Genomic DNA, 13229 nt, shown 5'->3' with positions numbered 1-13229 from the left:
CCGTGCCGGGGAACGACTGGTGCTCCCCGCTCGCGCCGAACGCGAGGGCGGGGAGCACGTGGACGCCGTCGCCCGCGAGGGCCTGCGCGGCCGAGGTGGCCAGCAGCGTGTCCGTCTGGGTGGGCAGGTGCGCGCCGTGCTGCTCGGTGGCACCGAGCGGCAGCACAGCCAGACCGGGCTCGATGGTCAGGCCGGGATCGATGGTCAGACCTTGATCGCGCCCATGTCGACGGTGAAGGTCGACGCGGTGATGGTGCGGGAGGCGTCCGAGGCGAGGAACAACACCGAGTCGGAGATGTCGTCCGTGGTGGCCATCCCCATCCCCAGGATCGGCGTGAAGTGCGGGAGGAACTGGGGCATGTTGGTGAACACGTCGTGGGCCGCGGGGTCGTCGGCACCCATGGGGGTCAGCACACCGTAGGGGTGGATCGTGTTGACCCGGATCCGGTGCTCGCCGAGTTCCTTGGCCGCGGTCTGCGCGAGACCCACCACCCCGTACTTGGACGCCGAGTACGGCGACTGGACCGGCATGGCCTTGAGTCCCGCAACGGAACTCACCAGGACGATCGACCCGCCGTTGTCCGCGGCGAGCATGTGCGGGATGGTGGCCTTGAGGGTCTTCCAGTACCCCGTGAGGTTGACGTCGATCGTGTCCTGCCACTGCTGCTCGTCGATCTCCCAGACCTTGCCCCAGTTGCAGATTCCCGCGTTGGCGATCACCACGTCCAGGCGGCCGCCGAAATGATCGACCCCGCGGGCGACCAGGTCCTGCTGAAACGCCAGATCGCGGACGTCGCCGATCTCGGCGAGGATCTCCCCGCCCTCGGCACGGACCTTCTCGACCGTCTGCGCGAGGTCCTCCTCGGTGGCCGCCTTGTACCCGACGTACTCGGACGGGGATGCGCACAGGTCCAGCCCGATGATGTTCGCCCCCTCCCGGGCGAAGCGGATGGCGTGCTTGCGGCCCTGGCCGCGCGCGATGCCGGTGATGTAGACGACCTTGCCGTCGAACTCTCCCATGGACTGCGATTCCTTCTTCTCTACAGACGTAACGGGGTGGTCCGGACGGGCCGCCCCCTGGTCACTCTCCCAGGCGACGCATGAACCCGTCGGGGATCACGTAGTCGTCCCTGCTCAGCTCGGAGATCGAGGACTTGCTCAGACCGATGAGGCTGGAGTCCAGGCCCGAACGCAGGATGTCCAGGACGTTCTCGACGCCGGCCTGCCCGTTGGCGCCGAGGCCCCACAGGTAGGCGCGGCCGATCATCACGGCGCGGGCGCCCAGGGCGAGCGCCTTGGCCACGTCGGAACCGCGTCGGATCCCACCGTCCATCAGTACCTCGACCCGGCCGTTGACGGCGTCGACGATCGGCGCGAGGCAGCGGATCGAGGCCGGGGTGCCGTCGAGGTTGTTGCCGCCGTGGTTGGAGACCGAGATGGCGCTGACGCCGGCGTCGACCGCGCGCCGGGCGTCGTCGATGCGGGTGATGCCCTTGAGCATGACCGGCCCGTCGTAGTTGTCCACCACCCACGCGATGTCGTCCCACGTCGCGGGAGGAGTGCCCATCCACTCGCCGTAGGCCCCGAAGAAGGTCGGACCCATCTCCCCCTGGTGCACGAGATTCGGCGTGGTGAGGTCGGGGAAACGCTTGTTGGTCACCACGTCGCGCGCCCACTCGGCGGCCCAGCGCGGACGCACCGCGATCTCCGGGGCCAGGGTGAGCATCGCCCTGGCGTCGAGCTTCTCCGGGATGGTCGGGCTACCCCAGTCGCGCCCCATGGAGAACGACCAGTCGGTGGTGAGGATGACGCCCGCCGCGCCCGCGGCCTTGGCCCGCTCCAGTCGCTCGAGAACCTTCTCCTTGCCGCCGAGCCAGTACACCTGGAAGAACGTCTGCGGATTCGCGGCGATGACCTCCTCGATCGGCTTGGAGGCGAAGGAACTCAGTCCCATCGCGGTGCCGCGGGCGGCGGCCGCGCGGGCCACATCGACCTCACCGTCCGGGGTCACGGCCTGGACGCCGGTGGGCGAGATCATCACCGGGAGGCTGATCGGTTGGCCCATGACCGTGGTGGCCATGTCCCGCTCGGCCTTGGCTCCGATCACGTGCGGCTTGGGACCCAGTTCGGCGAAGGCGGCCGTGTTGTCGTCGATCGTCACGCCCTGCTCGCTGCCGGCAACCAGCGCCATGTAGACGCTCCGGGGCAGCTTCTTCTTGGCGCGGCGCTGGGCCTCGGCGACCGATTCGAACCAGGGGTTGGTGCGCCAGGGGTTGGCCTCGGCGATCTTGGACAGGCGTGACACGGGAAGGGCTCCTTAGGGAGGCGGTCGGTGGGGCGGGTCGGCCGGTCCGGTCAGACCGGGGACTCGTCGCACAGGCTGGTGGGCCTGCGCGGAGGGGTGGTGATGAGGGTCAGTGGGACCGGGCCGGTGGGCTGCTTGCGCGCTGCCAGGCCCTTGACCCGGGAGTGGTCCTGTGACGGGGAGGGGATGGAGCGCTCGGCCGCGAGCAGCCCCTCGCCGTACCCCTGGACGCACTCCGGGTCCGGCCCGTCCATGGGCAGGCCGGTGAAGAACTTGGCCGCCATGCACCCACCGCGGCAGCTGTCGTAGAAGTTGCAGGACGCACACGCGCCGGCGGACTGGGGCTCGCGCAGCTCGCGGAAGAGTTCCGAGGTCTGCCAGACGCTCTCGAAGCCGCCGTCGGAGACGGTGTTGCCGGCGAGGAACTCCTCGTGGATCGCGAACGGGCAGGCGTAGACGTCCCCGATCGGGTCGATGAGGCACACCACGCGGCCCGCGCCGCAGAGGTTCAGCCCGGGCAGCGAGCCCTGTCCGTCGCCGAAGGCCGACAGGTGGAAGAAGCTGTCACCGGTCAGGACGTTGGAGCCGTGCTCGACCAGCCAGTCGTAGAGGTCCTTCTGCTGCTCGGGCAGCGGGTGGAGGTCGTCCCAGACGTCGGCTCCGCGGCCGGAGGGACGCAGGCGGGTGATGCGCAGGGTCGCGTCGTAGCGGTCCGCCAGCGCCTTGAACTCGTCCAGCTGGGTGACGTTCTCGCGGGTGACCACCACGGAGATCTTGGCGTCGGTGAACCCGGCGTTTTTGAGGTTCTCCAGGGCCCGGACGGCCATGTCGAACGAGCCCGGGCCGCGGACCGCGTCGTTGACCTCGGCCGTGGCGCCGTCCAGGGAGATCTGCACGTCGACGTAGTCGCTCGCGGCCAGGCGCTGCGCCACGGCCTCGTCGATGCGCACGCCGTTGGTCGAGAACTTCACGCCCACCTGGTGGCTGGTGGCGTAGTCGACGAGTTCCCAGAAGTCGGGGCGGACGGTGGGCTCGCCACCGCCGATGTTGACGTAGAAGACCTGCATCCGCTGCAGCTCGTCGATGATCGATTTGCACTGCTCGGTACTCAGTTCCCGGGGGTCGCGCTTGCCCGACGAGCTCAGGCAGTGCACGCACGCCAGGTTGCAGGCGTAGGTGAGCTCCCAGGTCAGGCAGATGGGGGCGTCGAGGCCACGCTCGAACTGGTCCACCAGGCGGCCGACGGGAGCGGGGGCCGTGCTCGTCGAGGGGGCGTCCGGGCGGCTGAGGGTGCTGGTCATGGGGTCTCCTCGATCATGCGCGAGGCGGCGAGCTGGCCGAGCGCGTGCAGGTACAGGCGGGCGGTCGCGGGGTCGTCGATCGACACCCCGACGGCAGCACACGCCTCGCGGGCGGTGGGGTGATCGGCGAGGGCGCGGACCACCTCGACGATGGTCGGCGACTTGAGAAAGCTGAGCTTGCGGGTGTGGAAGTGGTAGAGCAGAGCCCCGAACGGCTCGGGACGAAGGGCCACTCCGGGGTGCAGGCGCCAGCCGGCGTCGAGGTCGAAGGCCGCGGGCGCGGCGTCCTGTCCGGCGCCGGCCGGCGCTGCTGCCGAGGTCATCTCAGTAGACCCCGCACATGCCGTCGATCGAGACCTCCTCGATGAGGGCCTCCTCCAGCACTACCTCGGTGTTCTGGGCGTTGTCCACGGCGATTCCTCTCGTCAGCGGGTTGGGTGACTCACCGCACACGGTGAGATCTGCATCATATTGACACCTAGTGCCAAATGCAATGGTCTGCGCACAACCCGTCCCCGGGATGCCTCTAGGCTTGGCGATCATGGGAATGACTGAGCCACGGGGATGACGGAGCCACGGGGATGACGGAGCCGAACGACAGTCGCGCGCCCGGACGGCGACCGTCCACGACGCGAGCCTCGATCGTGACCGTGGCGCTCAGGCTCTTCGACCGCCAGGGATACGAGGCGACCAGTGTCGACGAGATCGCCGAGGCCGCCCACATCTCCCGGCGGACGCTGTTTCGCTACTTCCCCGGCAAGGCCGCGATCGCGTGGGGCGAGTTCGACATCCAGATGGACGGGATGCGTCGCCAGCTCGCCCGGATCCAGGCCGCCACCCCGCTGAGGGACGCGCTCGCGGACGCCCTGGTCACCTTCAACACCTTCCCGGACTCCGAGACGCAGGTGCACCGCTTGCGGATGGGACTACTGCTCGGGGTCGACGAACTCCAGGCCCACTCGACGCTCATGTACGCGGACTGGCGTAGCGCCGTGGCCGAGTTCGTCGCCGCGCGCCGCGGGGAGTCGGTGCACGACCTCATCCCCGCCGCCACCGCCCACGCCGCCCTGGGGATCGCCCTCTCGGCCTACCGCCGCTGGGTCGACGAACCCGACGCGGATCAGGCGCGGTTGCACGAACTGCTCCGCCAGGGCACGCGCATCCTGGCCTGAACCGGACTGATCCGGCGGCTGATCCGGCGGCCCGCACCACCGCGAACCTACCGGGGAGTAACATCGGGGCGGTGACCGACACCGCGCCCTCCGCCTCCGCACCCACCCCGACGTTCCGCCTGTGGCAGAAGGCGACCCGCCTCCCGCTGGGCTCGCGCCTGTTCAGCGCGGCCGTGAGCCTCAAGGCGCCCTACTTCCGGACCGTCCTGCCGCACGTGGTGGAGCTGCGCCCCGGCCGGTGCGTCGTCCGCGGCCCCGGCTGGTGGGGCAACCGCAACCACATCGGCACCTTCCACGTGATCGCGGCGTGCAACCTGGCCGAGATGGCGATGGGCATGCTCGCCGAGGCCACCGTGCCGGCCACCCACCGCTGGATCCCCGTGGGGATGAACGTGCGCTACCCGGCCAAGTCGACCGGCGGCATGACGGTCACGGCCGAATGGACCGACATCCCCGATTTCGCGGCTTTCACCAGCGGCCGGGACGTCGAGGTCCCCCTGCGCTTCGTCGACGACGCCGGCGTGGAGCCCGTGGTCGGGACCATCACCATCCGGGTCTCCCCCGAGAAGAAGTCCTGACGACGACCTGCCACGAGGCGGGCCGGTCCGCGGGTCAGTCCCGCGTGCGGGCGTCGAAGGCCTTGACGGCGATCGGCGCGATGATCACCGTCAGACCGACGATCCACAGCAGCGAGGCCAGCACCGGGTGCTGCAACGGCAGCGCGGCGTCCGGCCCCACGGCCGGTGCGTTGCCCCAGAGCTCACGCATCGCCTGGACGACCGAGGCCAGCGGGTTCCACTCGGCGACCGGACGCAGCCACACCGGCATCGACTCCGGCGGCGCGAAGGTGTTGGCGAGGAACGTGATGGGGAAGATCGTCGTGAACATGACGCCGTTGACCGACTCGATGGTCTTGAGGCGGGAACCCACGACGATGCCGATCCAGATCATGACGAAGCCGAAGCCCAGCAGGATGAGGTAACCCAGCACCGCGTCGACGAGCCCGCTCCGGATCCGCCAGCCCACGATGAGACCCGTCAGCGACATCACCACCACGCCGATTGAGGAGTGGATGAGGCTCGAGGCGCTGCGCGCGATGAGGATCGACGCCCGCTGGATGGGCAGCGACCGGAAGCGGTCGATGATCCCCTTGTTGAGGTCGTTGCACAGGCCGGAGGCCACGACGAACGAGGAGAACGCCATGGTCTGCGCCATGATCCCCGGGAGCAGCCACTCGCGGTAGTTCACACCGCCGGCCACGGCGATCGCCCCGCCGAAGACGTAGGCGAACAGCAGCACGAACATCACCGGCTGGATGGTGACATCCGCCAGGTTCTCGGGCTGGCGGCGGATGTGGAAGAGGTTGCGGCGCACCAGCGCGGAGATCTGGCGGCTCAGCGGCGGCCCGTCGGGGCGGTCCGGCATCGCGAACCGCTCATGGGTGGCCGAGGTGTGGGCGGGGTCGGCGACGGTGCTCATACCCGGTTCTCCTGTTCGATGGTGTCGGCGTCCGCGGTGTCAGGCGAGCTCTCCGGGTCCTCGGCCCTCCGGCCGGTGAGGGACAGGAAGACGTCGTCCAGACTGGGGCGCTGGAGGCCGATGTCGTCGAGCTCGATGCCGGCGTCGGTGAAGGCGGCGGCGATCCCCGCCAGCGCCGAGACGCCCTCCGACGGCGCGGTGAGCCGGCGTGCGTCGCGGTCGACGTGCAGTTCCCCGATCCTTCCGTCGAGGACCCGCACGGCCTCGTCCACGTCATCTGGTCGCGAGACGGTGATGACCAGGCTGGCGGCGCCGGACCGGTCCTTGAGCTGCAACGGTGTGCCCTCGGCGATCACCCTGCCGTGGTCGATCACGATCACCCGATCGGCCAGTTGATCGGCCTCGTCGAGGTACTGGGTGGTGAGCAGCAGCGTCGTGCCGTCCCGGACCAGGTCACGCAGCACGTCCCAGAGTTCGTTGCGCGACCGGGGGTCGAGCCCGGTGGTGGGCTCGTCGAGGAACAGCACGGGCGGGGCCGCGACGAGGCTGGCGGCCAGGTCGAGCCGGCGCCGCATGCCCCCTGAGTAGCTCTTGGCCACCCGGGTCGCGGCGTCGCTCAGTGAGAACTTCTCCAGCAACTCGTCGGCGCGCGACTTCACCCTCTTCTTGGGCAGCCCGTACAGGTCCCCGATCAGACGGAGGTTCTCGCGCCCGGTGAGCAACTCGTCGACGGTGGCCGCCTGTGCGGTCAACCCCATGGCCTTGCGCACATCGGCGGGCGCGGTCGTCACGTCGTGGCCGGCGACCCGCGCGGTGCCCGAGGTGGGCGGGCTCAGCGTGGTCATCATGCGGATGGTGGTGGTCTTACCGGATCCGTTGGGACCCAGCAGTCCCAGGACCGTTCCGGGGGGCACGGTAAAGGAGATGTCATCGACGGCGGTGAAGTCGCCGAATTTCTTGACGAGGTGTTCCGCCTCGATCGCGGGGGCGTCGGACGGTGGTGGGGTACTCACCCGCCACAGCGTGCCGCGCTCAGAGGGGGTAGTCAAGACACCCGTCCATTAATGCGGACAGGAAGCGTCCTGAGTGCCCGCCGGCCGCCGACGCCGCGGCGTTCAGTCCCGGACCGCGTCGGCGATGCGGGGCACCAGGGTGTCGAGAGCGTACGAGACCGACAGTGGGGTGTTGACGGAGATGGCCTGGCGTTCTGTCGAGGTCAGGGTCAGGAGCTCTGCGGAGAAACGACCGAACAACTGGTTGTACTCGGTCGGGACGAAGTTCTGGTCGTCGGTGAGGAACAGGACCACGTCGCCGTCGAGCATCGCCACCTCTTCGGACGCCACCTGCACGCTGAAGCTGGACCCGTCGTCCCGGGCTGCGATCGACTCGGGTAGCCGCATCCCGATGGTCTCGATGAACTCCCCGCGCCCGTCCCTGTTCTGGAACCCGTAGTACGTGCCCGGGTCGGAGACGAGCACCGCGGTCCCGGTCTTGCCCTCCAGCTGCGGGTACCGGGCCGTGGTCTGAGCGATGTGCTCCTCCAGCTCGGTGAGCAGCTGCTCCCCCTCCTCGACCCGGCCCAGAGCCCGGGCGATCTGCCGGGTCGCGGGCGCACGATTCACCTGCCACACGTTCGTCCCCGCCGGTCGGGCGACCGTGGGCGCGATCGAGGACAGCCTCGAGTACTGCTCGTCGTCCGTACCGCCCTGCACATCGATGATCAGATCCGGTTCCAGCGACGCGATCCTCTCGTAGTCCGGTTCGCTGGCGCTACCGAGGTCCACCGCGTCGATCTCACCGGCCGCGTCCCGGGCCCAGGGCTGCAGTCCCGGATAATCCGCGCTACGCGCGTAGCCGACCGGGTTGACGCCGAGGGCGATCGCGTTGTCGACATCGCCCCATCCGAGGGTCACCACCCGCTGGGGCTCGGACTCGATCGTGGTCTCCCCGAACTCGTGCTCGACCGTCACCGGGAACGCAGACCCGTCGCCGTCGGAACCGGGGTTCCCACCGCCGGCGGTGGGCGCGTCGCCCGGACTACAGGCGGACAGTCCGACGGCGAGGGTGGTGGCGAGCAGGGCACCGACGGTGCGGCGCAGTGTCGTTCTCATAGTGTGCGGGTCTCCTTCTGCGTGTGGATCGTTCTCTGTCGTCGGTCACGTCCGAGTGGGATGACCTGGGGTGTTCCCGCGACGGGGTCGGGGACCACGCGGCACCGCAGCCCGAAGACCTCGTGGACGAGCTCCTCCGTGAGGATCTCCTCGGGGGCACCGGTGGCCATCACCCTCCCCTCTCGCATCGCGATCAGGTGGGTGGCGTAGCGGGCCGCCTGGTTGAGGTCGTGGAGCACCGCGACCAGGGTTCTGCCCTGGTGGTGCAGGTCGGTGAACATCTCCATGAGCTCGATCTGGTGGGCGATGTCCAGGAACGTGGTGGGCTCGTCCAGCAACAGCAGCGGGGTCTGCTGCGCGAGCACCAGGGCGACCCAGACGCGTTGACGCTGTCCGCCGGAGAGCTCGTCCACCAGGCGCGCGGACAGCTCGGTGGTCTCCGTTGCGGCCAGTGCGGCCGCGACGGCCTCCTCGTCCGCGGTCGACCACTGGCGCAGGAACCCCTGATAGGGGTTGCGACCGCGGGCCACCAGCTCGGCGACGGTGATCCCGTCGGGCGCGAGCGAACTCTGTGGCAGCAGCCCCAGGCGCCGCCCGACCTCCTTGGCCTTGTAGGAGCTGATGTCGCGTCCGTCCAGGATCACCTGACCCCTGGCGGGCGCGAGCAGCCGGGACAAGGCGCGGAGCAGAGTGGACTTGCCGCAGGCGTTCGGGCCGATGATGACCGTGAACGAGTCCTCGGGGACGGAGACCGACAACCCCTCGGAGATGACCCGTGTGTCGTAGCCGACCGTGATGTCCTCGGCGCGCAACGGAGGCAGGCTCATGGGAGCTTCCTTATCTCGTGAATCAGTAGCCAGGTCAGATACGTTCCGCCGATGACGAAGGTCACCACCCCCACCGGCAGCGTCTGAGGTAGCGCGTGCTGGGCGACCAGGTCAGAGGCCAGCAGCAGGACGGCCCCGACGACCGCGGACGGCCAGAGGGTGATCCCGGGCGTGCGGGCGAGACGGCGGGCGACCTGCGGCGCGGCCAGGGCGATGAACGAGATGGGTCCGGCGGCGGCGGTGACGGCGGCCGTCAGCGCGACGCCCACGATGATGAGACCCAGTCGCGAGGGTTCGACCCGGATGCCGATGGCTCTCGCCGCGTCGTCGCCGAGCTGCATCTGCTGCATCGGCCGAGCCAGCAGTCCGAGGGCCAGTATGAGCACCATCACGACCGCGGTGGCCACACCCGTCTGTTCCCAGGTGATCCCGTTCAGCGACCCGGCACCCCACACCGCGGCGCTCATCGCGACCTCGAGTTGGGCACGCAACAGCAGCCAGCTGTTGAATGCCGTGAGCATGGCCGAGACCCCGATGCCGACGATGATGAACCGAAATCCGGTGATCCCGCCCCGGTACGCCAGCAGGTAGACCACCGCGGCGGTGGCCACGCCACCCACCAGCGCCCCTGAGGCCACCTGGGTGTAGCCACCCCCGAGGACGATGAGCACGACGATCGCCCCGGTGTACGAGCCCGTGGCGAACCCGATGACGTCAGGACTCGCCAACGGGTTGCGGGTCACGGACTGGAACACCGCGCCGGAGGCGCCGAGGGCCGCGCCGAACACGACGGCGGCCAGCACGCGTGGGGCCCGCCACTCCAGCACCACGGTCCGGGCGAAGGTCCCGTCAGTACCGGTCAGCACGTCGACCAGTCGGCCGAGGTCGACGGCGTAGCTACCGACCGTCAGGCCGACCACCGCACCGACGCCCAGCAGGACCGCGAGGGCGGCGCAGACGAGGAGGGCCCGGAGGGGGAACCGGACGGAGACACCGTGACGCCGCCACTGCACCTGCCGTGCCCCGAAGTCCACCCGCGAGGCTCCGCTGGCGATGTCGCTGCTCATAGCCCGCTCGCCTTCTTGCGTCGGATCAGGGCGATCAGGACAGGCGCGCCGACGAATGCGGTGACGATCCCGACGGGCATTTCACCGGGACGGATCACCAGGCGACCGAGGACGTCCGAGACGATCACGAGGATCGGCCCCATCACCACCGAGTAGGCGATGATCCAGCGCTGCTCCGGCCCGGTGATCCACCGGGCGATGTGCGGAACCATCAACCCCACGAACAGAAGGGGGCCGGCGATCGCCGTCGCTCCTCCGGCGAGCAGCGTCACCGCGACGACCACCATGGTCCGGGTGAGCGCGACCCGGGTCCCCAGGGATGTCGCGAGATCGTCGCCGAGGGCGATCGCGTTGAGCGCTGTCGCCGCGCCCACGGCCAGCAGCACTCCGAGGATCAGGAACGGCAGCACCGGAAGCAGCACGTCATAGCCGCGGCCGGCGATCGACCCGGCGTTCCAGTGCCGCATCTGGTCGAACGCCCCCGGGTCCACCAGAGTCATGCCCAGGGTGATTCCGGAGAGCACCGCGCCGAGAGCCACGCCCGCGAGCGTCAACCGCACCGGGTCCGCCGGGCCCCGGCCGGCCGATCCGACCAGGTACACCCCCACCGTGACCACCAGGGCCCCGAGGAACGCGAACCACACATACCCGGTGATCGAGGACACCCCGAAGACCGCGACGCCCAGTGCGACGAAGAACGCCGCCCCGGCGTTCACCCCCAGAATTCCCGGGTCGGCGAGCGGATTACGCGTCAACGCCTGGATGAGTGCACCCGACACCGCGAGCCCGGCACCGACCGCGAGGCCGGTCAGCGTCCGCGGCAGCCGCATCTCCCACACGATGAAGTGCTCGTCGATCGCGAGATCGTGGTACCGGAACGCCTCCAGCACCGTGGACAGCGGGATGTCCTTGGACCCGACCGCCACGCTGACCAGTACGGCGACCGCCAGCACCGCCAGGAGGACGATGAGTCCGGCCGAGCGTCGGGTGGTGGTGCCCGCCACTGCCCGAGGGGGGACGGTCCGGGAGCGGGTGGGCACGCCGGTGCCCCGCGAATCGGTGGTCGTCATGTCAGGTGCGTGCCTCGCCCTGACGCCAGTAGCCGCTGAACGTGATCAGTTCCTTCGCCACCCCGCCCTGCGCGATGAGGAAGCGGCGCGCCTCCTGCACGAGCGAGGCCTCCGCGCAGATCCACGCGTAGCTGATCTCTCCCGGCGCGACGCCGTCGAGGACACGGGGGATCGACAGCCCAGGTGGGCCCCCGTCTCTCACGTGCCAGTGCACGGTGGCTCCTGTGGCGATCGGGTGGATGTCGGAGTCGTGGTCCACCTCGATGTGCGCCGTGGCCTGGCTCCCGAGAGCCGCGACGCCGGGGGCCGGCTCCGGGGAGGTGAGTATGGACGACAGCGCGGGAAGGGCGGTCACATCGGCGAAGAACATTTGGCGCCCTGACGGGTCGGTGGGGCTGTACAGGCCGTTGCCCTCGACGAAACCGGCGACGTCCCCGGGAGTGACGGTGGCGGCCCAGCGGCCGCCCGGGCCGCTCGCCGCGTGGTCGTGGTCGCTGTGGTCGCTGTAGTCGCCGTGGAGCACGATGTCGACATCGACCTCACCGACGTCCGGACGGTGGGCGCGGACGGTGTACCACCGCAGCTCGGGCCGGCATCGGTCACCGATCAGGTCCGCCACTCCTCGAGGTGACGATCCGACCAGGCCGTCAGCGGGAAGGTCGAGCCCTGCCGGGCCGGGGATCAGCAGAGCGAAGAAGTCATCCGGGCGCAGGAGCTCATAGTCGGTGAGCTGAGGCGCGTGGAGCGTGATCCGGCGCATCCGCGGGGTCAGCGACACCGCCGCCGTGACCGTGACGGTGAAAGCCCGATAGGTGCCGCGCGGCTCGGGGCGAGGTGCGCGGCTCGGTGGTGAGACCGCTCCCATCACTCGGCCGGCCTCTCGTCGAACGCTGCGCTCACGGCGGCACGGGGCCGGGCATGGGTGATCATCGTGCGCCTCCGTCCTCATCCGGCTGAATATAGGTCAGCCTATCCTTACCCAGTGGGCCCGGGGTCACGCCCCCTGGCACCGCTTCCCGCGTGGTATCTCGCATCCACCCCGGCGTATCGTGGGGAGGTTGCCGCGAGACCCGCCCGTCCCGCGTTGATCCGTTCCCCGAGCAAAGGATGACCGGTACCGATGAGCCCCATGTCGACCATCCCGCCCACGATCGCCCGTTCGTGGTTGCTCCTGCCGGCAGACAAGTCCGAGCGCTTCGACGCGGCCGCGGACTCCGAGATGGACGTCGTGGTCCTGGACGTCGAGGACGGGTGCCGCCAGTCGGAGAAGGAGCGTGCCCGTCGCGAAGTCCGCCAGTGGCTCGAGGCCGGCAATCACGCGTGGGTCCGGATCAACGACGTCCGCTCTCCCGAGTGGGAGAAGGACCTCATGGCGCTGGGCCACTGCCCCGGTCTCGACGGGGTGATGTTGGCCAAGACGGAGAACCCGGAGCACGTCTCGCTCACCGCCGCCCGGCTGGCCCCCGACACCCCGATAGTCGCGCTGGTCGAGTCCGCCGACGGTCTGGCGGCCGCCACGGAGATCGCCAAGACCGACCAGGTGGTGCGCCTGGCCTTCGGCATCGGCGACTACCGCCGCGACACCGGCATCGGTTCCTCGCAGATCGCCCTGGCCTACACCCGGTCGCAGTTCGTCGTGTCCAGCAGGGTCGCCCGGGTGGCCCCGCCGATCGACGGTCCCACCATCTCCAACGACACCCAGGTCCTCATGGACGCCGCCGAGCACGCGGTCGAGATGGGCATGACCGGCAAGCTGTGCCTGCGGGTGGACCAGGCCCCGTACATCAACGAGGTGCTGTCCCCCTCGGCCGCCGACGTCTCCTGGGCCGGTTCCGTGATCGACGAGCTGGGCCCCGGGGGCGAGCGGTGCCGCGACGGCGCGGACCTGCCGCGGCTG

Annotated in this window: 16 protein-coding genes; 3 read left to right on the top strand and 13 right to left on the bottom strand. The window is 69.8% G+C overall.

Annotated features, from left to right (window positions below; genetic code table 11):
- From G6019_RS01435 to mftA, 6 genes are all read right to left on the bottom strand, one after another.
- Nucleotides 1-166 (bottom strand): creatininase family protein (locus tag G6019_RS01435; RefSeq protein WP_182626933.1); only part of this gene is annotated, 166 nt, incomplete at its 3' end.
- Between the two features lie 38 nt (nt 167-204).
- Nucleotides 205-1020 (bottom strand): mycofactocin-coupled SDR family oxidoreductase, encoded by an 816-nt coding sequence (locus G6019_RS01430; protein WP_182612243.1) that lies wholly within the window; start codon nt 1018-1020, stop codon nt 205-207.
- 61 nt (nt 1021-1081) lie between these two features.
- Nucleotides 1082-2305, bottom strand: coding sequence for a pre-mycofactocin synthase MftD (mftD, locus tag G6019_RS01425; RefSeq protein WP_182612244.1), 1224 nt, complete (start codon nt 2303-2305; stop codon nt 1082-1084).
- 50 nt (nt 2306-2355) lie between these two features.
- A complete protein-coding gene (gene mftC / locus G6019_RS01420) occupies nt 2356-3606 on the bottom strand; it encodes a mycofactocin radical SAM maturase (protein WP_182612245.1) in 1251 nt (416 codons plus the stop codon).
- Nucleotides 3603-3929, bottom strand: coding sequence for a mycofactocin biosynthesis chaperone MftB (gene mftB / locus G6019_RS01415; RefSeq protein WP_107757017.1), 327 nt, complete (start codon nt 3927-3929; stop codon nt 3603-3605). Before mftB ends, mftC begins: the two co-directional genes overlap by 4 nt.
- Before the next feature lies 1 nt (nt 3930).
- On the bottom strand, nt 3931-4017 hold the full coding sequence (gene mftA, locus G6019_RS17165; RefSeq protein ID WP_063971908.1) for a mycofactocin precursor MftA: 87 nt from the start codon (nt 4015-4017) through the stop codon (nt 3931-3933).
- A gap of 170 nt (nt 4018-4187) precedes the next feature.
- Here mftA and mftR point away from each other — a divergent pair, with 170 nt between their 5' ends.
- Complete coding sequence (gene mftR, locus G6019_RS01405; RefSeq protein WP_182612247.1) at nt 4188-4778, top strand: mycofactocin system transcriptional regulator; 591 nt, start codon at nt 4188-4190, stop codon at nt 4776-4778.
- A 71-nt stretch (nt 4779-4849) separates the two neighbouring features.
- On the top strand, nt 4850-5356 hold the full coding sequence (locus G6019_RS01400) for a DUF4442 domain-containing protein (protein WP_182612248.1): 507 nt from the start codon (nt 4850-4852) through the stop codon (nt 5354-5356).
- Nucleotides 5357-5390: 34 nt separating this feature from the next.
- Here G6019_RS01400 and G6019_RS01395 read toward each other — a convergent pair whose 3' ends face one another.
- From G6019_RS01395 to G6019_RS01365, 7 genes are all read right to left on the bottom strand, one after another.
- A complete protein-coding gene (locus G6019_RS01395) occupies nt 5391-6257 on the bottom strand; it encodes an ABC transporter permease (RefSeq protein WP_107757021.1) in 867 nt (288 codons plus the stop codon).
- Nucleotides 6254-7270 (bottom strand): ATP-binding cassette domain-containing protein, encoded by a 1017-nt coding sequence (locus G6019_RS01390; protein WP_182612249.1) that lies wholly within the window; start codon nt 7268-7270, stop codon nt 6254-6256. The genes G6019_RS01395 and G6019_RS01390 overlap by 4 nt, the downstream gene beginning before the upstream one ends.
- Nucleotides 7271-7372: 102 nt before the next feature.
- Complete coding sequence (locus tag G6019_RS01385; protein ID WP_182612250.1) at nt 7373-8368, bottom strand: ABC transporter substrate-binding protein; 996 nt, start codon at nt 8366-8368, stop codon at nt 7373-7375.
- The gene (locus G6019_RS01380; protein WP_107757025.1) at nt 8365-9195 is read right to left on the bottom strand and encodes an ABC transporter ATP-binding protein; all 831 of its coding nucleotides are present in this window, start codon (nt 9193-9195) and stop codon (nt 8365-8367) included. The genes G6019_RS01385 and G6019_RS01380 overlap by 4 nt, the downstream gene beginning before the upstream one ends.
- The gene (locus tag G6019_RS01375; protein ID WP_107757026.1) at nt 9192-10262 is read right to left on the bottom strand and encodes a FecCD family ABC transporter permease; all 1071 of its coding nucleotides are present in this window, start codon (nt 10260-10262) and stop codon (nt 9192-9194) included. Before G6019_RS01375 ends, G6019_RS01380 begins: the two co-directional genes overlap by 4 nt.
- Nucleotides 10259-11332, bottom strand: a complete 1074-nt coding sequence (locus G6019_RS01370; protein ID WP_107757027.1) for a FecCD family ABC transporter permease — start codon at nt 11330-11332, stop codon at nt 10259-10261. Before G6019_RS01370 ends, G6019_RS01375 begins: the two co-directional genes overlap by 4 nt.
- A 1-nt stretch (nt 11333) precedes the next feature.
- Nucleotides 11334-12110: a siderophore-interacting protein gene (locus G6019_RS01365; RefSeq protein WP_182612251.1), complete on the bottom strand. Its 777-nt coding sequence runs from the start codon at nt 12108-12110 to the stop codon at nt 11334-11336.
- 351 nt (nt 12111-12461) lie between these two features.
- Here G6019_RS01365 and G6019_RS01360 point away from each other — a divergent pair.
- A partial coding sequence (locus G6019_RS01360; protein WP_182626935.1) for an HpcH/HpaI aldolase/citrate lyase family protein occupies nt 12462-13229 on the top strand: 768 nt, incomplete at its 3' end.

The organism is Dietzia sp. DQ12-76 (assembly GCF_014145045.1).
Classification (GTDB): domain Bacteria; phylum Actinomycetota; class Actinomycetes; order Mycobacteriales; family Mycobacteriaceae; genus Dietzia.
The sequence above is the reverse complement of the archived record's forward strand: the minus strand, read 5'-3'. Positions and strand labels throughout refer to the sequence as shown.

Coding starts and splice junctions, on each gene's coding strand:
- G6019_RS01430 (WP_182612243.1), bottom strand. CDS start 1,020: ATGGGAGAGTTCGACGGCAAGGTCGTCTACATCACCGGCATCGCGCGC.
- mftC (WP_182612245.1), bottom strand. CDS start 3,606: ATGACCAGCACCCTCAGCCGCCCGGACGCCCCCTCGACGAGCACGGCC.
- mftB (WP_107757017.1), bottom strand. CDS start 3,929: ATGACCTCGGCAGCAGCGCCGGCCGGCGCCGGACAGGACGCCGCGCCC.
- mftR (WP_182612247.1), top strand. CDS start 4,188: ATGACGGAGCCGAACGACAGTCGCGCGCCCGGACGGCGACCGTCCACG.
- G6019_RS01395 (WP_107757021.1), bottom strand. CDS start 6,257: ATGAGCACCGTCGCCGACCCCGCCCACACCTCGGCCACCCATGAGCGG.
- G6019_RS01385 (WP_182612250.1), bottom strand. CDS start 8,368: ATGAGAACGACACTGCGCCGCACCGTCGGTGCCCTGCTCGCCACCACC.
- G6019_RS01380 (WP_107757025.1), bottom strand. CDS start 9,195: ATGAGCCTGCCTCCGTTGCGCGCCGAGGACATCACGGTCGGCTACGAC.
- G6019_RS01375 (WP_107757026.1), bottom strand. CDS start 10,262: ATGAGCAGCGACATCGCCAGCGGAGCCTCGCGGGTGGACTTCGGGGCA.
- G6019_RS01370 (WP_107757027.1), bottom strand. CDS start 11,332: ATGACGACCACCGATTCGCGGGGCACCGGCGTGCCCACCCGCTCCCGG.